The sequence below is a fragment of the Sphingobacteriaceae bacterium genome (assembly GCA_002319075.1).
Classification (GTDB): domain Bacteria; phylum Bacteroidota; class Bacteroidia; order B-17B0; family Aurantibacillaceae; genus Aurantibacillus.
The window spans coordinates 4338693-4359846 of the sequence record NVQB01000001.1 but is presented as its reverse complement, the minus strand read 5'-3'; the positions used below and the strand labels follow the sequence as shown (position 1 = coordinate 4359846).

General features: G+C 42.4%; 11 protein-coding genes. 8 read left to right on the top strand and 3 right to left on the bottom strand.

The window, feature by feature from the left end; genetic code table 11:
- Positions 1 to 248: 248 nt before the first annotated feature.
- The 8 genes from CNR22_18845 to CNR22_18810 all read left to right on the top strand — a co-directional run bounded on the left by CNR22_18845 (position 249) and on the right by CNR22_18810 (position 18749).
- Entirely contained in the window at positions 249 to 1460 is a 1212-nt protein-coding gene (locus CNR22_18845) for a hypothetical protein (protein ID PBQ33751.1), read from the top strand.
- A 103-nt stretch (positions 1461 to 1563) separates the two neighbouring features.
- The gene (locus CNR22_18840; GenBank protein PBQ33750.1) at positions 1564 to 2688 is read left to right on the top strand and encodes a hypothetical protein; all 1125 of its coding nucleotides are present in this window, start codon (positions 1564 to 1566) and stop codon (positions 2686 to 2688) included.
- Between the two features lie 395 nt (positions 2689 to 3083).
- Positions 3084 to 13136, top strand: a complete 10053-nt coding sequence (locus CNR22_18835) for a hypothetical protein (protein PBQ33749.1) — start codon at positions 3084 to 3086, stop codon at positions 13134 to 13136.
- A gap of 8 nt (positions 13137 to 13144) precedes the next feature.
- Positions 13145 to 14146, top strand: coding sequence for a hypothetical protein (locus CNR22_18830; GenBank protein ID PBQ33748.1), 1002 nt, complete (start codon positions 13145 to 13147; stop codon positions 14144 to 14146).
- 50 nt (positions 14147 to 14196) lie between these two features.
- Entirely contained in the window at positions 14197 to 14640 is a 444-nt protein-coding gene (locus CNR22_18825) for a hypothetical protein (protein PBQ33747.1), read from the top strand.
- Positions 14641 to 14652: 12 nt separating this feature from the next.
- Positions 14653 to 15996 carry a hypothetical protein gene (locus CNR22_18820; GenBank protein ID PBQ33746.1) on the top strand — a complete coding sequence of 448 codons (1344 nt, stop codon included), beginning with the start codon at positions 14653 to 14655 and terminating at the stop codon, positions 15994 to 15996.
- Between the two features lie 4 nt (positions 15997 to 16000).
- Positions 16001 to 16936, top strand: coding sequence for a hypothetical protein (locus CNR22_18815; GenBank protein ID PBQ33745.1), 936 nt, complete (start codon positions 16001 to 16003; stop codon positions 16934 to 16936).
- Complete coding sequence (locus CNR22_18810; protein ID PBQ33744.1) at positions 16875 to 18749, top strand: hypothetical protein; 1875 nt, start codon at positions 16875 to 16877, stop codon at positions 18747 to 18749. Before CNR22_18815 ends, CNR22_18810 begins: the two co-directional genes overlap by 62 nt.
- Before the next feature lie 208 nt (positions 18750 to 18957).
- Here the strand turns inward: CNR22_18810 and CNR22_18805 are convergent, their stop codons facing one another.
- From CNR22_18805 to CNR22_18795, 3 genes are all read right to left on the bottom strand, one after another.
- A complete protein-coding gene (locus tag CNR22_18805; GenBank protein ID PBQ33743.1) occupies positions 18958 to 19281 on the bottom strand; it encodes a hypothetical protein in 324 nt (107 codons plus the stop codon).
- A gap of 117 nt (positions 19282 to 19398) precedes the next feature.
- Entirely contained in the window at positions 19399 to 20523 is a 1125-nt protein-coding gene (locus CNR22_18800) for a hypothetical protein (GenBank protein PBQ33742.1), read from the bottom strand.
- Positions 20520 to 21005, bottom strand: coding sequence for a hypothetical protein (locus CNR22_18795; GenBank protein ID PBQ33741.1), 486 nt, complete (start codon positions 21003 to 21005; stop codon positions 20520 to 20522). Before CNR22_18795 ends, CNR22_18800 begins: the two co-directional genes overlap by 4 nt.
- Positions 21006 to 21154 lie beyond the last annotated feature (149 nt).

Here is a 21154-nt window from a genome sequence, read left to right as displayed (position 1 = left end):
ATTTCCAAACCTGGTTACTGCAATTCATGTAAGTTGTTCGGCTTTATAAAAAAACACCAGGCCAACTCGTTCAATCTCCCCCAACAAGAAAAGCAGTCAGCAACTTTTTGCCTCTGAAAAACCTTAAGCCGAAAATAAAACTGTAGTAGAAATCACTTACAAAAATTATATAAAGTCACTATAAGTCGCGCATAAGGGCCCATCTACCTTTACAAAAAAAATACCGAAAATTTAAAAAACAAAGCAAGATGAAAAAAATAATACTCTTACTGATGGTTTTCCTGGGGATGAACCAACTCGTAATTGCGGGTGAAGATGGCAACGACGATAAAATGAAACTGCCTCCAAGTATCAAATACGTAGATAAAAACAAAGATGAAATTGTTTCTTTGGAAGAAGCTATCGTTATCTTCGAACACTATTTGTCTAACGAGGCAAGAACCCTTGAAAATGATCTAACGGAAGACGTAGAATCAACAGTTATAGATTTAATAAGTTATCTTGAAGGTGTAAGTTGCAGCGATATTAAAAGATCAGTGGCAGCTAAACGGTTTATTGAAGTTTACTATGCAAATAAATTTTTCGATCTTACAAATGCACCTTATCCGGCTGATCTTAAGCCAAAATTAAGCACCACGCATGATACCGGTGGCATCGCCTCTCCCACAATTAATCTTTACGAAGACTTTCCTGAAAATATTGTAACCGATCGTCCCGATCAAACAGAAGCCCCTCAATTAACACCGGTTGGATTTTTTCAGATAGAAATTGGTACTCAAACAGAATACGACGAGGATAAAATCAATAAAGTGAAAACACAAAGCTCCCTGTACAACACAACGCTTTGGAAATATGGGGTTACGAAAAATTTTGAATTACGTTTGATTACCGAATATGCTGCAGATAAAATGCAATTTAAAGGCCGCTCCGATCTGCCTGACACTACTTTTACCATGAGTGGATTTAATCCTATTGCAATAGGTTCGAAAATAGCACTTCAGAAACAACATGGTATAATACCCGAAATTAGCTTAATTACACATCTTGAACTTCCGTTTTTCGGCTCCGACAATTATAAACCCATAAATATCATTCCACGTTTTCGTTTTTTGTTTGCACATACTTTAAATGACAGATTTACTTTTTCTTATAATCTTGGTGCTGAATGGGAAGACGGCTCTAGTGTGTCTACAGAGATCTACACAGCTTCACTGGGAATATCTGTATGCCGCAATTTGTCAATGTTTGTAGAAGCATACGGCTTTCTCAAAGAAAATGCAGCAGCAGATAATCGCCTGGATGGGGGCTTTACTTATTTGATCAACAACAATATCCAGTTAGACTGTTCTGGTGGAATTGGTTTAAGTGAAATATCTCCTGATTATTTTATTTCAGCTGGAATTTCAGTTCGCTTTAATGCCTTTAATAAAGCCATGAAAAATAAAAGCAGGTCAAAATAATAAACTGAGTACTGGTAAGTAAGAACTAAAAGCAATAAGCAGTTAAAAAAATATTCTTTTGAAAAAAAACAGCAAGTACCACTTACCAAACCTACCCCTGATAATGAATAGAGAAACTCAAAAAAATAATGTCAGTTTGTTTTTGCATTGCCAAAAACTGATTGCCAAACCCAAAAGGATAAACTACAATGAATTGAGATCTTCTCTCAGCTCATTGGTTAACGAGTCTGAATACCATGCTATCTTAAAGTCTATTTTTAATCTTGCCGATCATTATTTCCTGCTGGAAAAATATCAGCATCCCACCAAACTTATTATCGAGATAAACCGGCTAGCGGATAAGGTTCGCCTGAACATGAATCCGCATCAGAAACTTATCTTTATAACACTTGTTCTCAAACTCATTAAATACAATAAGCAAGAAAACAACACACATCTTGACCGGGCTCTATTTTGTATTGCAGAAATATTCTCTTACAATCAAAATCAAACAAGAAGGATCAAAGAATTATTTTTTTCTGATGAGCCAAAGGAAGAAGACTACCACGACTCGTTACTACTTACACATGAACCACCTGATTATATTAAAGTAATAGATGGCTTTAGAGTTATCTACAATCCTGCTTTCCGTTTTAAGATCTGGGTCCGAAACATAAAATCGGTTAACAACATGCTTTTTAAAATCATATCCCTTTGCGACCACGATTGTAATTACGGAATAAAGGAAGGCGATGTTCTGCCGTACGCAGGTGCGGTAATGAATTTACTTGGAGAGTATAACCTGACTCTTAACGACCTTTCATCAAAAATAATTGTAAACATAAGCAGCCTTCCGCGTATTGAAATTCCAGCAACAGAGCGGAGTCCGAAAGTTATTTTAAATAGTCTTCAGAATCGTATTGAAATGGAAGGAATTTCTATGACCAATCATCCGCTTAATTTTTACAAACCTGTGTTTTACTGGCTTGAGAAATTAAAAGATACAGCACCCGACAGTTTCTCAGTCCATTTTAACCTTAACTTCTTCAATACCTACGCCTCAAAAATTATCCTTCAACTTATGCAAAAGTCTCTGGAGCTCGAAACGAAAGGATGTTCTGTAAAATTTTACTGGCACTTTGAAGAAGATGATGAGGAAATGAAAGAAACCGGAGAGCACTACGCCTCAATTATTAACAGATCATTCAATTTCATTTCAACTTCACCAGCCGATCTTATCAGCGCCTAAGCCCCACTGCATTTTAAATCAAATTCTCATTTAAATCCTGAAAGAAAACTTTCAGGATTTTTTTATTCCACTTTACCGGTAAACCGGAGAGGCTCTTTCTAAGTGTTTTATTTAGATCCTTCTAAGGCTTTTTCCTTAGAAATCTGCATTTGCTTTTAAGCGTTTTTTTATCTGTTTTTAAATTATTGCCTTACACATTTACGAGGGTTGCGGGGATAATTTTGTCCTATGAATCTGAAGCTAAAATCTGAACTGGATCCCAGAGAAATCTTATTGAGAATAGCGTTTGCCATTTTCGCCATAGTTATGAATATCTGCTTGATATATCTGCTAATCAGTTAAACCTAACGTTACTATCAAAACCATCTCTATTAATCTAAAAACGAGAACCGAACATGCTAAAAAAAATAACACTATGGCTGATTTTCTTATCACTACCATATTTATCATTTTCTACGCATATTGTGGGTGGCGTATTAAACTACACCTACAACGGCGGAAACATTTATACAATTACCTTAAAGCTTTACCGCGATTGCGGTTCCTCTTCGGCTTCTTTTCCCAATAGTGCAACCATTAAAATTAAAGGAAACAATGGCGCCAACTTTTCGCCAAGCAAAGACCTGACTATAAGTCTTGGAACAATAACGACTTTATCAGCTAACCTTATGCCGTGTGCGGTGGCGCCCAATCCGGTTCCATGTGTTCAGCAAGGCATCTATACACAAACCATTTCATTGCCTGCAAATACGGGCGGCTATCATCTATACTACCAGGTTTCTGCACGTAATCTTTCTCTCACCAATATTAATGGCGCCTGCAACTGCATTGGAGAAAGCTTCTATGCGTATATACCGGACAATACCGTGAGCTCTAATTCAAACAGCAATGCGGTCTTTTCGCTTTTTCCTCCTTTATTTATTTGTGCAAACCAGCCTTTTTCATTTAATCATTCTGCCACCGACGCCAACGGCGATTCGCTGGTATACTCTTTATACACGCCTTACGACGACAATACTGCTCCTACCTACACTAACAACGTTGCATTTTTTCCGCAAGTTGTTTATCAAAGTGGTTACACCACCAACAATCCATTGGGGGCTACGCCATTTAATTTAAATTCTGCCACAGGAATATTAACGGGTACTCCCACCACAATAGGGCAGTTTGTTGTAGGTGTCCGGGTGAAAGAATACCGTAACGGCGTTTACATTTCTCAAACCCTTCGCGACTTTCAATTTAATGTGTTAAACTGCCCCGCTCCTCCGCCAACACTGGCTGTTTCAAACATGACAATTAATAATGGCTGCTCGGTAAAAGTAACTGCTACCGGTATTACATCAACCTCTGCAACCTGGCAATCGATTTATCCAGGTACACCGGGAGCCTATAACGGATATTTATCCTGCACCTCCGGCTGCCTCAGTCCCACAATAGCAGCTACAACTGGCACTCCGCCTCCCTACGCCGACTTTGTTGTTTGCGGTATCGCCACTAACTGCCTGGCAAATAATGTTTGCGATACTTTCAGAGTGTATTTTAATCCACCACTCAGTGTGTCTATAACTCCCGGAAATCCTGCCCTTTGCAATGGACAAACCTCCACTACTCTTTCTGCCCTTGGATCCGGGGGAACGCCGCCTTATACTTATTTATGGAACAATATAAATCCAACGCAAACCATTAGTGTGGGCGCTGGCACCTACAACATTAAATTAACAGATGCTTCGGGTTGTCCGCCCGCCTATAGTTCAGCCGTTGTCATTTCTTATTCTGTTCCTGTTTCTGTTAATGCGGGAGCCGACAAAACGGTTTGTATTACAAGTCCTGTTACTTCTTTAAATGCCACTGTAACTGGCGCCAGTGGAGGCCTATGGTCTGGTGGTACAGGAACTTTTAGCCCCAATAATACTACCACTTCTAATTTATTCTACACCCCCGGCGCTTCTGAATTATCGGCAGGTTTCGTAACTCTTTCTCTAACCACTACTGGTAGCGGCGCCTGTCCTTCTGCAACAGATTTAATTACCATCTATTATTCAGGATTCACCGGAACGGTTTCCAGTTTTACAAATCCAATAAGTTGTTATGGTGGAAGTAATGGTACTGCGTCGGTAAACGTGGCCGGAGGAAAGGGACCTCATACTTATCTTTGGACCACCGTGCCCACGCAGAGCACAGCAACTGCATCCAATCTTTCATTGGGTATTTATTCTGTAACGGTTAAAGATGCTATTGGCTGCGAACGGCAGGAAACTGTTGCAATTACCCAACCTTTGCCCATAGCACTAAATTCAACTCTCAGCAATGTTTCCTGTTTTGCGGGAACTAACGGTTCACTTAGTGTTGCTGTAGTTGGAGGATCAGCGCCTTACACTTACTCCTGGACACCCGGAAACCAAACCACTGCAACACTTACAAATTTAACCGCAGGCACATATTCGGTTAAAGTAACCGATTCAAAAAACTGCATATTAACCAGTACTCTGCCTGTTACTCAACCTTCTTCGCTTGCAGTTGCTTTTACTCAAACACAGGTAAGCTGTTTTAACGGATCAAATGGCAGTATCAGTGCTCTAGTAAGCGGCGGCTCGGTTCCTTACACCTATAGTTGGAATCCCGGTGGAGCAAGCTCTCCAGCCATTTCAAACCTGACAGCTGCTATATACAGTTTGACCATAACAGACAATCTCAACTGCGTGCTTGCAAAAACCGTTAGTATCACACAGCCCAGTTCATTAACCGTAACAAGCACAGTAACTAATGAAAGCTGCAGCTATCTTAATAACGGATCTGCGGGAGCACTTGTTTCGGGTGGCACCGCAGGATACACTTATTTATGGCTACCCGGTTCTTTCACAACAAGTGCAATTTCGAATCTAACAAGTGGAAATTATTCGTTACAGGTTACGGATGTGAAAGGATGCTCGCAAACAACGGTACTCACTGTGACAGAGCCTGGCCCGTTACTCATAAACTTTATCAATCCAACAGCTGTAAAATGTTTTGGCGGAACTACAGGCAGTGTGACAGCCAATGTTTCCGGCGGAACTCCCAGCTATACTTATTCGTGGTCGCCTTTAGCTTCGTCTTCGGCAACCTATACAAATCTTGGCAGCGGAAGTTACACGCTGGTGGTGAGCGATACAAAATCCTGCACTACCACAGCCTCCTTAACCATTTCTCAACCTTCTTCCTTAACACTGAGCAACACGCAGACAAACATTACTTGCTTCGGAGGCAGCGATGGCAGCGCCACCTCTACAGTTACTGGTGGCACTTCGCCCTACTCCTTTTTCTGGCTACCTTCCGGTCAGACAGCTTCCGTTATAACGGGACTTAGTGCCGGTACTTACACCACCCTGGTAACGGATGTAAAAGGGTGTACCATATCCGCCACGCAGACACTGACGCAAACGAACTCTATAACCATAGCGTTTACACAAACACCTGTAACTTGTTTCAACGGCAGTGATGGAGCATTAAGCTCGCTATTATCAGGCGGAAACGGAAACTTTTCATACAGCTGGAGCCCTGGAACATCCACAGCATCTGCTCTCTCGGGCTTAACCGCAGGAACCTATACACTTTATGCTACCGATGTTTTTAATTGCAGCGCTGAAAAAACAGTAAGCATCACTCAACCCTCTTTACTTGTAATTTCAACAAGCTTTACCAACGAAACCTGCAACTATCTAAACGATGGAAAAGCAAGTGTTACGTTGTCGGGCGGCACTCCTGGCTATTCTTTTCTATGGCAACCCGGCGCTGTAACAACGGCAACACTTTCAAATTTAGCAAGCGGCAATTACAGCGTTACAGCCACTGACTCTAATGGATGCACAGTTAATACCCTGGTAACAATTGGAGAGCCGGCCCCTTTAAGCGCCACTATAAGCAATGTAACCCAGGTAAGTTGCCCCGGCGGTACTAACGGATCTGCCAGCGCCGGCGCCAGCGGAGGAACAGCCAATTATTCTTATACCTGGTTGCCTTCAGGTTCTAGCGGAGCGGTACTTGCCAATCTTAGTCAGGGAATTTACACGGTGCTTGTTTCCGATAGTAAATCCTGTGCAGCGCAAGCCACGGTTACCATTACTCAGCCCTCTTCTATCACCCTCGCCATTACTGCCGGCCCGGTAGCATGCTTTGGAGGCAACAACGGTTCTCTTTCTCTTAGTCCTGCGGGAGGAACATCTCCCTATACTTATTTCTGGTTACCAGGAGGTCAAACAACTCCTTCTTCCACCAATTTAACAGCAGGCACTTACACGGTTAATGTACTCGACGCCAATAATTGCGCCGCCAGCTCCACATATGCCCTGAGCCAATCAGCCAGCATTACCATTGTATTTACCACTACGCAGGTGAGCTGTTTTGGCGGCACTAACGGAAAAATAACTTCTTCGATAACTGGCGGCAATGCCCCCTATACGTTTAACTGGAGTTATGGCGCTATATCTACCCCAAGCATTGGTGGTTTGCCAGCAGGAATCTATACTCTTACAGTAACCGATAACCTGGGTTGCAGCGCAAGTAAAACGGTTAGCATCTCCCAGCCCTCTCTCTTAGTTATAACTGCTACTGTTACCAATGAGACCTGCGATTATTTAAATAACGGAACGTCCGTTGCCCAGGCTTCGGGTGGTACAGCTAGTTACTCTTATCTGTGGCAGCCTGGTTCGTTCACAACGGCGTCTATTTCCAATCTTGCCAGTGGCACTTATACAGTTTATGCAAGCGATATTCTGGGATGCACTTCCAGTACAACTGCAATTATCAGTCAGCCCGCGCCTGTAGCTATTTCATTTACAAATCTGGTAAATGTAAGTTGTAATGGAGGCAACGACGGCTCTGCCACTGCCGTTGGTTCTGGTGGCACCCCTAATTATTCATATACCTGGAGTCCTGTAGCCGTGACCGCGAACCTGGCCAATAACCTTTCAACAGGAATTTACAGCGTTACTGCTTCCGATAGTCACGGATGCGTCACAGGGAATACCGTTAGTATCGCGGAGCCCGCACCTTTAAATTTAATCCCTTCCATTTCGAATGTTATATGTAATGGTGGATCGAACGGTGCCATATCCATTGCTATGAGTGGCGGCACTTCTCCTTACACACATGTTCTGATGCCTGGAAATATTGTTGGCGCCAACTTTACCAACTTGCAACCCGGAACTTATTCCATCCTTACCAGCGATGCGCAAAACTGTTCCAATAACACTACCATTTCGATAAATCAACCCATCAATATTTCCACAGCCACAAGTTTTACAGATGCCGATTGTGCGCAGCAAAACGGTGTTGCCTCTATTTCTGTTACCAGTGGCGGAACACCGCCATTCACCTATAACTGGTTACCGGCGGGAGGCACTTCTTCTGTTACAGGGGCTTTGTTTGCGGGCAGCTATTCGGTACAGGTAACAGACTCCATAGGGTGTGTGTCTACTAAAATTGTAAATATTAATAATGTCAACGGCCCCGTGGTAAGTATTTCATCGTACACCAATGTAACCTGCAATGGCGGATCTAACGGTGCTCTAAGTGCTGCTTTCACTGGCGGAACGGGTGCTACCACGTATTCATGGAGTCCGTCTGGCGGCACCGCCTTAACCGCTACCAATCTGAGCTCCGGCCTTTATGTTATTCAAATTACAGATAATGCCGGTTGTATAGGTCTGGCAACAAGTTCACTACTTGCAGAACCCCCTCCTATTGTGTTGAGTGTGTTTCCTTCAAACGTAAATTGTTTTGGAGGTAGTAACGGAGGGGCTTCTGCAAATATATCGGGTGGAACTCCTGGCTATACGTATAACTGGCTACCAAGCGCATCCGGCGTAACAACCATTTCAGGACTCTCTGCAAATGTCTATACACTCTCTGTGACAGATGCGCAGAGCTGTATAGAAAGTGTAACGTTTGCAGTTACGCAGCCTGCAGCACCTTTAAGTGTTTCCGCTGTGGCGTATTCGGTTTCTTGTTTTGGAGCAAGTGATGGAAGTGTTTCTTCCACAGCATCGGGCGGAACAGCTCCTTACAATTATGTTTTACAGCCAGTGAATAGTGCCGGCCAAACTATTTCGAATTTAAGTGCGGGCTCCTACACAGTTCTTACAAGTGACTTTAAATCTTGTACTGCATCAACAGTTATTTCGGTTATCGAACCTCTACCTATAAGTCTGAGTACGGGCGCCGTAAACGCAAATTGTAGTCTGGCAAATGGTCAGGTTTCTGTTACCGCTGCCGGTGGCACAGGTGCGTTTGTTTATACGTGGTTACCCGCTGGTGGAACATCCTCTCTTGCATCCAATTTATTTGCCGGGAATTACACGGTTATCGCAACCGACGGGAATAACTGCGTCTCCAGTGCGAGTCAAACGCTTTTAAATAATCCCGAACCGCTTGTTTCCATTTCATCCGTTACAAATGTGAGTTGTTTTAATGGTGCCAACGGTGCCGCTGCCGCAGTAGTAACAGGAGGTACAGGACCATTTACCTATTCCTGGATGCCGAATGGCGGAACAGCTGACACCGGAACGGGTTTAACTGCAGGAAATTATTCGGTACTAGTAAGCTCTGCAAATGGCTGCACTGTTATGACTGAAAGTCCTTTGATCACACAACCTTTTCAATTATTTATAGCTGTTACTACAACAGAGGTAAGTTGTTTTAATGGAACTAATGGTGTAGCATCTGCTTTTGTAAGCGGAGGTACTGGAGCCTTTGCTTATACCTGGCAAACAGGTGTTTCAACAACCAGTACTGCAGCAGGATTTAGCGCCGGAACTTATTCTATAGAAGTAACTGACCTTAATGCTTGTGTTAAAACAGCTACGTTTGCCATTGCTCAGCCAAGTGCAGCACTGAGCATTTCTCTTGCAAGTCTTCCCGTGTCTTGTTTCGGAGGAACTAACGGTTCAGCAACTGTTGCATCTTCTGGCGGAACATTCCCTTATAGTTTTAACTGGTTGCCCGGTAATATTAACGGCTCCTCTATCTCTAATTTAATTGCAAACAGTTATACATTAAGTGCGACCGATGCAAAAGGCTGTTCTGTTTCAGACGCCATTACCGTAAGTCAATTTCCCGCTATACAACTTAGCATCGCCGCGTTAAATTCCAATTGCAGTTTGGCTAACGGTCAACTTTCTGTAACGGCCAGCGGCGGCGCCAATGCGTTCACTTATACCTGGAGTCCTTCAGGTGGAACAAATGCACAGGCTACTAACTTGATCTCCGGCAACTATACGGTAACCGTTACCGATGCAAACAGTTGTGTAAGCACTGCTACAGAAACAGTAATCGATAATCCCGCACCCTTGGTTTCGATTGCAACATTAAGCCATGTGAGCTGCTTTGCCGGAGCCGATGGCATAGCGAGTGCCTCTGTTTCGGGTGGTTCCGGTCCTTTCTTGTATACCTGGCTACCGGCTGGAGGAAGTTCTGCGACAGCCTCTGGACTTCCTGCGGGAATCTATTCCATCCAGGTGATTGCCTCCAATGGATGTACAGTTATTTCGTCCAGCTCAGTCATCACCCAACCCCTGCCTATAGCTACGAACGTTACAACCTTTTCTGTAAGCTGTTTCGGTGGCAACAATGGTTCTGCATCTTTTATCAGCGCCGGTGGAACGCCCGGATATACTTATATTTTGCCTGCAGGAGCTTCGTTTACGAGTCCTCTCTCAGCACTAAGTGCCGGTAATTATACGATCTTAGCACAGGACGCAAACTCCTGCGTTCAAAGCGCAACGTTTGCAATCGCCGAACCCGCATCGGCTTTAAATGTAGCCCTGGTATCATCAGGTCAGGTGGGCTGTTTTGGAGCATCAAGCGGAAGCGTTACTATTGCTGCAAATGGCGGAACACCGGTCTACTTTTATAACTGGCTTCCTTCAGGAGGAAACGCCGCTTCTGCCACTTCTCTTTCAGCGGCAACCTATACCGCAATTATTACCGATAATAATGGATGCACTACTGACGCAACCGTTAGTATTACTCAACCCTCCCAGGCCCTTTCAGTAATCGACAGTACATCTGCAGTGAGCTGCTTTGGGGGTACAAATGGTTCAGCTACAGTAACGCCTGCGGGAGGAACCCCTGGTTATTCCTATCTTTGGTCACCTTCTGGCGGATCTTCACAAACAGCCACAGGCTTGAGTTTCGGAACCTATACAGTAGTAGTAACGGATCAAAATTTTTGCCAGACGAGTCTCCCTGTTATCATCCAACAACCTTCTGAAATTACAGGAAGTCTGGTAGCCATTAATTCTTCGTGCGATCTTCCCAATGGTTCCATCCTCCCTCAAATCTCGGGCGGTACGGGACCTTACACATATCTTTGGCAACCTGGTGCTTTAACCCCTAATGGTTTAAATAATCTTGCACCCGGAACCTATACACTTCAAACTACAGATGCACAAAGTTGTATAAAAAACTTCACGGCTTCGCTTATCAATATCCCAGGTCCAGGACTTACCATTCCTTTTACTAAAAACGCTTCATGCTTTGGAGGCAATACAGGTTCTGCCACCTTAAATATCAGCCAGGGAACAGCGCCTTTTTCCATAAGCTGGGCTCCATTTGGCGGCAGTACTACCACAGCAACTTCTTTACTGGCTGGGACTTACACCGCCAACGTTACTGACGCTTTAGGATGTGTGGCTACAAAAACAACTTTAATCAACGAACCGTCTATGCTGGTTGCATCGGTTATTTCGCTTAAAAAAGTATCCTGTTTTGCGGGTACTAACGGCTCTGTGTCTGTTATAGCTACTGGAGGAACACCGGGCTACACTTATCTTTGGAATACAAACTTCCCCGGAAATAACATTACTAATCTGGCGGCAGGATCTTACACGGTAAAATTAAAAGACGCAAACAACTGTACTGTTTCTATCTCTGCTAATATACCGCAACCCGAACCAACTACATCCACCGTTACCGGTATAGAAAACGCGCATTGTTACAGTGGCACCGGAAACGCTACTGTTTCTGCTGCGGGCGGTGAAATCCCTTATAGCTATTCATGGAACAGCAATCCCGTGCAAACCGGAAACATCCTGAGTTCGGTTGTGAGTGGAAACTATACAGTTAAAATAAAAGATCTGAACAATTGTGTCACTCAAAAAACTATTAGCATAACACAGCCCTCACAGGTTATGACCTCAGTAACTAAAACAGATACTATCTGTTATGGACAAACCGGAGTTCTCACAGCCATTGGTAGTGGCGGTGCCGGTAACTATCATTACACCTGGCTTCCAGGAGCTGTTACCAATTCCGGATCTCTGAGCTTTACTGCCTCTGCGAACGTAATTTACACAGTACTCGCCTTCGACGAGAACGGCTGCGCTGGTAAAGATGCATCCAGCACAATAACCGTTTATAATCTTACCGCTGCAAATATTACTATCGACGGCCTCGATCTTGTATGTCCTGGCAGAAGCAGCATACTCGAAGCTACCACCTATGGAAACACAGGTCCGCTTAAATTCTCATGGAACAATAGCCTTCAACCCAAAGCCGGCCCTCATATTGTTACACCTCAAAAAGCAACAACTTATATTGTGAACGTTTCAAACTCCTGTGGTTTATCTCTGGCGGACTCTATTACGGTGCAAATTAACGACCTTCCGCTGGTAGATCTTTTATCCGATACGCTGCGTACATGTTCGCCTGGTAACATTCATTTTACCGATAAATCAAAACCTGTAAACTCAGCAGATCCGCTTATGTCGTGGATGTGGGACTTTGGCGATGGAACATTTTCAGGAGAACAAAACCCAACACATGCCTATACAGAGGCTGGAACCTATACTGTAAATCTGGAAGTAACCACAGATAGAGGGTGCACCAATACAAACACTTCAACTCCTGTTATTATTCATGCCTACCCAAAACCCTTTGCAGCCTTTGTTTTAAATTCAGACTCACTGGATCTCCCTTACGATATTCTGAAAGCTACCAACCAGTCTACCGGCGCTGTTAATTACAACTGGACTTTCGGGCAGGATGGGAATTCATCCCTTCACAGCCCTCAATTTGAGCTGCAAAGTTTAGGTGATATAAAAATTCAATTGATAGCCATTTCAAACTATGGTTGCCTGGACACTGCTTACAGGTATGTGAACACAAACGCAGACATTGTTTTTCCTAATGCATTCACACCTAATACTAACGGCTCCAGCCTTGGCGCTTACAGTGCTTCAAGTCTCAGCAACGACGTATTTTTTCCATACACATCCGGTGTAACGGATTACAACCTCCAGATTTTTAACCGCTGGGGCGAATTAATTTTTGAATCAACAGACCTTGCATATGGCTGGGACGGCTACTATAAAGGAAAGTTGTGCCAGGTGGGAGTATACGTGTGGAAAGCAAATGTGCACCTGAGTAACGGAAAAAAATTCAGAAAGTCTGGCAACCTTACCTTATTAAGATAAACTAATAGATGAACTCACTACTTAAACTCAGTTTTTTAATTCTGCTTTTACAGCTGCAGCGCTCTGTGGCCCAGGATATTCAGTTCACGCAATTCTACGCGGCTCCCATGTATTTAAATCCTGCTTTTACAGGAGCAAACGCCTGCTCAAAAGTAACGCTTATCTACAGAAGTCAATGGCCGGGCATTTCGAATGTTTACACCTCGAAACTCGTTTCGGCTGAGCATGGTATTAAGAACAGCAATTTTGGGATGGGAATTACTTTTGCTCAGGATGATGCCGGTTCAGGAAATTTAAAAACAACACTCATTAATCCATCTGTCTCTTACCAGGCAAAAATCAATCGCGTTTCCGCCATTCGCTTCGGCTTGCAACCGGGTTTCGCCATTAAAAGTATCAATTTTAATAATCTTGTTTTTGGCGATCAGATTTATCGTGGCGGCAATGTTGCAACGGTTGAACAGCTCCCTCAAAGCAAAGCCTACTTTGATCTTGGTGCGGGCGCACTCTACATTAACTCCGATTATTGGGTAGGCGTTTCCGCCTATCACCTTACTCAATCTAATGAGTCCTTTTATAACGACCCCTTAAATACACTGCCCGTAAAATACAGCCTGCACATGGGTACAAAATATGACCTCGACAAAGAAGAAAAAGAAAAACGTCTGAAAAGATACATCAGTCCGGTAATTCATTACCGTGCCGAAAATAAATTTGATCAGGTTGACCTGGGCTGTTATTTCACAAAGCACATTCTTACTGTGGGCCTTTGGTACAGAGGGATTCCGGGCTTAAAAGCCTATAAAAAAGGCTACGCTAACAACGATGCAATTTCTCTTATAGTGGGCTTGCAAACCGAAAGAATAAAAGTGGGTTACAGTTACGATAAAACTATTTCTAATCTCTCCCGCTACTCAAAGGGCGCGCACGAAGTCACACTGTCGTTTCAGCTCTGCAATCCCAAGAAGCGAAAAACAAAATTGGTACTTGTTTCCTGCCCCAAATTTTAACGCTTAAAAAAAATAATTCAAACAGAAATATATTTTAAAATTCAGTATCCATGACATCACTTACAAAATTCTCAAAACTTTTAGCGAAAATCAGCGTTTGTTTATTGATCAGTTCCTTTACTTTAAGCGATACCTGCGATCCGGAGGAACTCTTAAAAAAATACGCGGCATCACTCGATGACTATGTTTTTATCAAATCTTTTCCAATCGAAACCTCTAAAACAGGCGACAAAGATGAGTACTCCTATGTTCTAAGCCGTGGTATAAACTATCGCATTGTTGTTTGCGACCAGGACGAAGCCGGAAAAAAAATGGTGGTTAATTTATTAGATCGCAATAAAAAACTCATTGCCACAAATTATTTAAAAAGCAACAAAAAATTTTACGGCACATTAAATTACATCTGCTCTGCTACAGGTGTGTATTATGTTGAAGCTTTTTTTGAAGGAGAAAAAAAAGGCTGCGGATTAAATATCTTAGGTTTTAAAAAATAGATAAACTCTGCCATGTCCTTTAGAAAAATAGTTCTGTTATTCGTTACTGCCCCACTCGCATCCTGCATGTCCGCCCAATCTGTGGGGGGAATTACAACCGGTGCTGTGCAATATTGCGATTCCTTAAACTCCGGCTTTATCTCTCTGACCCTTCATTCAGGCCAGATTCAGCGTTGGGAAGTTTCTACCGACAAAGGACTAACCTGGATTAACTTACCCAATACCACTTCCACACAAAGTTACAACAGGCTAAAGCAAACAAGTAGCTTCAGAGCTATTGTTCGCGACGGACAATTGCCGGAAGACACTTCTTCAATTTCAACGGTAACCGTTTATGTGAAAGGAAACACTGGTACTTTAAGCGGTGGTGGAAATTTTTGCAATCAGGCAGAGCCTGGAAGTATGGCCCTTAATAATCCACCCGGCAACATCAAATACTGGCAATTTTCTACTACTGAAGGAGCAGACTGGAGTTCAATTAACAACACCTCCACCCAATTAAATCACGGCGTCATTACGCAAAACACAAAATACAGAGTTGTACTTCATACCATTCCTGGTTGTCCTGATGACACCACTTCCGCTCTTTCTTTTAACATCCAGCAAAAAACCATAGCAGGAATCATTGCAAAAAGCGATTCTCTTTGTTACGGGGCGCCAGGCGATACTTTGCGACTCACAGGATATGCCGGGAAAATAGTTTCCTGGTTTTCATCCAAAGACGGAACCCTCTGGAATCTGCTGCCAGACACTGGTGCTTTTACCACTTATTCAAATGTTACACAAACCAACTGGTATAAAGCCACTGTAAAAAACGGCATTTGCCCTGCTGAGACCACAGTACCTGCAGTTATAGCCCTGCACAATGCAAATCCAGCCAGTGCCGGTGAGGATGTTACTATAACGCGAAACGAAAAAATAAATCTCCAGGGCAGTGGAAATGGAAATCCCGAATGGAATAATCCCGAATACTTGGGTGATCCAAAAAGTTTTACACCCCTTGCCGACCCTTTAAATACAACGCTTTACCAACTTACACTAACAGATGAACATGGCTGTATCACAAAAGATTCTGTTACTATCACTGTAATAGTACCTCTGCCAACTGCTATTACACCGAACGGTGATGGCCTGAACGACTTTTTTGAAATCGATAAGATTACTGATTACCCACAAAACTCACTCATGATTTTTGATCGCTGGGGACTACTCCTTTATAAAGCTTCCCCCTACACCAATAACTGGAATGGAAAATCAGAAAGCGGCCATGACCTTCCTGACGCTCTGTACTACTACATATTTGATTTCGGGAATGGTGAAAAAATTGTATCCAACTGTATCCTCATAAAACGATAAAAAAATGAAACACATTACCCGGCTTTTTTTGTGGACCATTACCCTTGGGCTAACTCTAACACTTTCTGCGCAGCAGGATCCTATGTACTCACTTTACATGTTTGATAAAATGCTTATAAATCCAGCATTTGCAGGCAGTTCAAACTGGGTTGCTGCAACCCTGAAATACCGCAATCAATTTTCCGGTATCAACGGCCATCCCAAAACTCAAACCTTTAATATTCACGCACCCATTCAAAAAAAACACATCGGTGTTGGATTTAAACTTGTGAATGATAAAATGGGTGTAATGACAAACCTTAATGCAGCGGCGCAGCTTTCTTATCATCTCAATTTTGCCGGTGGAAAATTATCAGTAGGCATTGAAGCAGGCCTCTACAATAAAAAAACAAATTACCAGAGTCTTATTGTAAACGATCGCGGCGACAATGCTCTTCCTCCCAATGCCGCTTCCTCTCTTATCCCTGACGCTTCGTTCGGAATCTACTATCAAAAAAAACAATTTTATGCAGGCTTCTCAAATTACCATCTTTTCAATAAAACATTTGATCACGCTGCACCTTTTACTTCGCAGGCACATCTTTATAACCATTATTATTTCCTGGCCGGTAATATTTTCGATATCTCTAAAAACTTAAGTATTGAACCTTCGCTGCTTTTAAAATACCAGCCTTCAAGCGCTTTACAACTTGATTTAAACGCACTGGTTTATTATAACGAACGCTTTGGGGCAGGCATTCAGTACCGTACAGGTGATGCACTTGTAACCATGCTGCGAATAAATATTACTGAAAGCCTTCGTATTTCTTACGCTTATGACATCACGCTTTCCAAACTTTCACCATTTGTTAAAGGAGCGCACGAACTCATGATCACTTATGGTATTAAACTGCCTCCGCCACCCACACAAAAAGAAATTCACCCCCGTTATTATTTTTAATTCAGAAAACAGTTTTATGAATTTACCCGCTATACTAAAAACAAAAGTCATCTTGCTCTTCTTATGCATGACTTCCTTGCTGTATTCACAGAAAAATTCAGAAAAAGGAGACCGCTATTTTGATCAGAATTTATTTGAAATGGCTATTAAATACTATGAAATGGACATTCATTCAAAAAGTAAAAAAGTAGCGGAATATGCACTTCAAAAAATGGCTAACTGTTACCGTATTAGCGGCGAATTTGAAAAGGCGGAAGAAACATTTAAAAAAATTCTGAGAAAGAAAAAGAAAGAACCTCTTAATTATTTAAATTATGGCCTGGCTTTAAAAAACAGTGCAAAGTATGCAGAGGCCAGTGTTCAGCTGCAGGAGTACGTTAAAATGAAACCAGAAGACAAAATGGGTCTTGTATATTTACAATCCTGCGATTCTGCTCAACTCTGGCTCGACCAAACCTTAGGAAAGGAAGTGAAAAACCTGGAAAACATAAATACAGAGCTTGCTGATTTCAGTCCAACCTTTTTAACTCCAAAAGAACTTTACTTCTCCTCTTCGCGCGAAGGAAGTAAACGGGCCCTGATAAGCTTTGATGGTGGCGGCGACATCCACCGACTTGATCTTTACACCATCAACATTGATAAGATTGAAGAAAAGCAAAACATACAAAACACTCTTGTTAATTTCAAAGAGATTAACACTCCCTTGCACGAAGGGCCCGCTTGTTTTTCAAACGAAGGCACTGAACTGTATTTTACGAAAACCATTAAAGGCAAACGCGATAAAGAAACCAATGAAATACTTGGAACACTTCAGGTCTTTTATAGTAAAAAAGATACAGCAGGCCATTGGTCTGTTCCGGTTAGCGCTTTCGATTTTAACAGTGCTAATTATTCGGTAGGTCACCCCAGTATTTCGCAAGACGGACAAACCATTTATTTTATGTCGGATAAGCCCGGTGGTTTTGGAAAAACAGATATTTATTATTCTCAGAAAAACGCTAAAGGTAGCTGGGGAGCTCCTGTGAATGCAGGGAACAAAGTAAATACTTTCGGTCACGAATTATTTCCTAACATTTCTGCTACAGGAGAATTATACTTCTCTTCAAACGCACATCCCGGAATGGGGCAATTGGACGTCTTCAGAGCCACTAAAATAAATGGGGAATGGAACAATGTACACAATTTGAAACCACCCATTAACTCTATCGCCAACGACTTTGGAATTGTTTTCGACGGAGATCAGCCCCGCGGTTTTTTTAGTTCCGATCGTTTCAACGGTAAAGGAGCGGAAGATATCTATAGCTTTTCTGAAGAATTACCTCTCACATTTACAATCAGGAACGATTCACTGATTTTAAGAGATCTCACTATTTTTGACAATACCAGCTACAAACTCTCTAACCAAACAGATTCGCTTGCCCTTAACTTAGAAATTACATCAGGTTACATGACGGTTTTGCTGGAGAAAGAAAAAACCTATCAACTCACAGCCAGCAGATACGGCATGAAACATAACACCGTAATTTTTAATTTTTCAAAAAATACCGCTGATACAAGCATGACCCTAAACTTCAAAACTGAAAAAGACATCCAGGTTTTTGGTAGTTTTTACGTTGGAACAAAAACTACCAGCCTTTTAAAAGAGCCCAACTACGAGCCTCTTCGTTCCACAGAAATTTCCGGGTATCCCGGTGAAAAAAACATTGGCCTTTCAAAAGACGGTTACTTCACCTTCAGCGCATTCATTTCAGGCGGCACAGAAACCAAAATAAGTTCTGATGATGTTATCAGGGAAGTTCCAAGAAAAGATTAATGAATAAAAAAAGGAGCAAAAATCTCTGCTCCTTTTCCGGAAAATGGATTGGAAAAATCGGAATGTCTGACATCAATAGGGTACAAGCTCGTCTACCGTTTCGTTGGTCAGGGCAGGAAGGTTGGGAAATTGCCCTGTTCTCGTTGCTATTGCGCCAACCTGACAACTATCGGATCTTCAGATTTACCAGTCATTTTCAAAATCAAACTTATTTTTTAGCTGCTCCAGCAGGTGTTGGTGTCGATCCGTTTGCACTGGCTGACGCAGGGGCCGAAGCGGACATTACTGCATCTGATCCGGGCGCACCACCTGCTCCATCTGTTCCCTGAATCTGTCTCGACTCTACTGTCCCTGTCCCTTCTGCATTCATAACGGTGCTTGTAGCAGGCGTTAATTGACTATCTAAAGTGTCGCTCAAAGTGGTAGATGTTTCGCCCGGAACCTCCGAAGGAGTGTTTTCGTTGCAAGCTGCAGCGCTAAGCAAAAAAGTTATCGCTGCAACTTTTATAGTGGAAAGAAAAGTATTTTTCATTAGTGGTAATTTAGTTCTACTCTACTGTTACAAACCCGTGCCAGCGCTAAAGCCGCGGTATTCGCATAAAGTGAGTAAAATTTAAAACATTTGTGCTAATTTTTTCTACACTGCGCTTCAGGAATTATTGGAGATAGCCTTCCTTACTTGTCTCCTCTTTAGTTTGGCTTTGTAGTAGTGGTGACGCTTATTGTACTTTGTTTTTACCTCTCCAAGATATACATGTCCGTCATAAGCTCTCTTATCCGAAGCGTTTGCAGTTTCATTATACAGTACTATATAGGTCTCAGGCAACGGTTCTTTAAAGGCATATTTTCTTTCTGAGTTTCCGGTTTTTTTAAGCGGAAGCAGCGTGTCAGCCGCAGGAATAAACAATTTCACGGCATAGTTCCTGTACTTATAGGGGACTTTTAAGCGGATTTCTTTCTTCTTTTTAAAATAAATTATTTTGTCGTAAGCCTCAATAGGTATTTCAAAACACCAGCACTTTTTTTCTTTGATGCGCCCACTGTCACATTCTGCCTCGTAACGATCGATGTTGCCAGAAAACATGTAACCTATGTTATTTTTCGCAAGCCCCTGGTCCTCAAAAAACACACTTCCTTTTCCTCTGTAGCTAAACCTCCATATATTCACAGACTCTACACCATTGCCATATATAAGTCCCGAATTAACAGCTCTTACATTCGTTGTTCTCCTGCTTCGTGCAAGTTCGGGAACAGCAATAAGGCCTATGGAATCTTTCAACCGTCCGGTACTCGTACCCATTCCGCCCCGCTTATCGCAATTTATTCCTGAAAGCATATTGCCTAATCCGGGACAATAATTAGCGCGCATGATGTAGCATTTATTTTTGGCATCGTATTCTAGTTCGCCCTTCTCGTCTTGCTCCCACTTGATAGCACCTGTGGTACTTTCTCTACTCACCTTCCACACTCCCATCTCCGGGTCAAAGTTTGCAGCGGGTATTCTGATCACTACATCCGAACACGGCCAGGTTTTTTTTCTATTACGGTCAATTCTATCCGGGCAATTCAATTCTAAATTCATCATCCCGCCGGTTATAAGATTATCCCCATCTGTTGTTTGCAGTGAAACGCCTTGTTGCGCAGCCTGTTCGTTAGTAAACACCTCGGTCATTACGGGTTTGCTTCCACAAACACCACACGATCCAAAATAATTTTTATCCAGGTCTATCTCCGTACCACCTTTAGCTTTTAAAGTAATTTTATCACCCTTCATTTTCCAGTAAAAAATATCAACGCGTCTATTCCTTGCCCTACCTTCCTCCGTAGCATTGCTACCCGAAGGCATTTCCTCGCCCGAATAGTTTCTTTAATTTCAAAATAAGCAGAGGAATTCTTTTTTAAATAGCTCACGATCGTTTTCAATCTTTTGCCCGCCAGTTTGTAATTGTATTCAACAGACGCAATGCTATCGCTGAAAGAATAAACTTCGAGCATAAATGTGTCCGTTTGTTGCGCAAAGACTTTACAAAGCTTCTCCAGCTTTTGACCTTCGTTGCCTGAGATGTTGTATTTATCAGCATCAAAAAAAACAGAAGTTTTTTTGTCGCAAATCTGGCTCGCTAAATTTGCACTCAGCAGCATCAAAAGCAAAGTGAGCCTTGAACAAGACCATAAAATGTTTTTAATTTTTATATCCCTCTCGTGAAATTTAAAAGGAGAAACTAGTATCGCTGGTTGAATTGCAGGTGTTTCCATAAAGTTAAGAGTTAGCGACTCATTGAGTCTTTTCCCTGAAAACTGTAATCTCTACGAAAAAGATACACCTGAAACGGTAAATTTTGTTATGCCACTATTGACTGACTTAAATCATATTTCTCACTGACCCGCATCATCCGCGCAAGAGC

Coding starts and splice junctions, on each gene's coding strand:
- CNR22_18840 (PBQ33750.1), top strand. CDS start 1,564: ATGAATAGAGAAACTCAAAAAAATAATGTCAGTTTGTTTTTGCATTGC.
- CNR22_18795 (PBQ33741.1), bottom strand. CDS start 21,005: ATGGAAACACCTGCAATTCAACCAGCGATACTAGTTTCTCCTTTTAAA.
- CNR22_18810 (PBQ33744.1), top strand. CDS start 16,875: ATGGTATTAAACTGCCTCCGCCACCCACACAAAAAGAAATTCACCCCC.
- CNR22_18825 (PBQ33747.1), top strand. CDS start 14,197: ATGACATCACTTACAAAATTCTCAAAACTTTTAGCGAAAATCAGCGTT.
- CNR22_18805 (PBQ33743.1), bottom strand. CDS start 19,281: ATGAAAAATACTTTTCTTTCCACTATAAAAGTTGCAGCGATAACTTTT.
- CNR22_18800 (PBQ33742.1), bottom strand. CDS start 20,523: ATGAAGGGTGATAAAATTACTTTAAAAGCTAAAGGTGGTACGGAGATA.
- CNR22_18845 (PBQ33751.1), top strand. CDS start 249: ATGAAAAAAATAATACTCTTACTGATGGTTTTCCTGGGGATGAACCAA.
- CNR22_18820 (PBQ33746.1), top strand. CDS start 14,653: ATGTCCTTTAGAAAAATAGTTCTGTTATTCGTTACTGCCCCACTCGCA.
- CNR22_18835 (PBQ33749.1), top strand. CDS start 3,084: ATGCTAAAAAAAATAACACTATGGCTGATTTTCTTATCACTACCATAT.
- CNR22_18815 (PBQ33745.1), top strand. CDS start 16,001: ATGAAACACATTACCCGGCTTTTTTTGTGGACCATTACCCTTGGGCTA.
- CNR22_18830 (PBQ33748.1), top strand. CDS start 13,145: ATGAACTCACTACTTAAACTCAGTTTTTTAATTCTGCTTTTACAGCTG.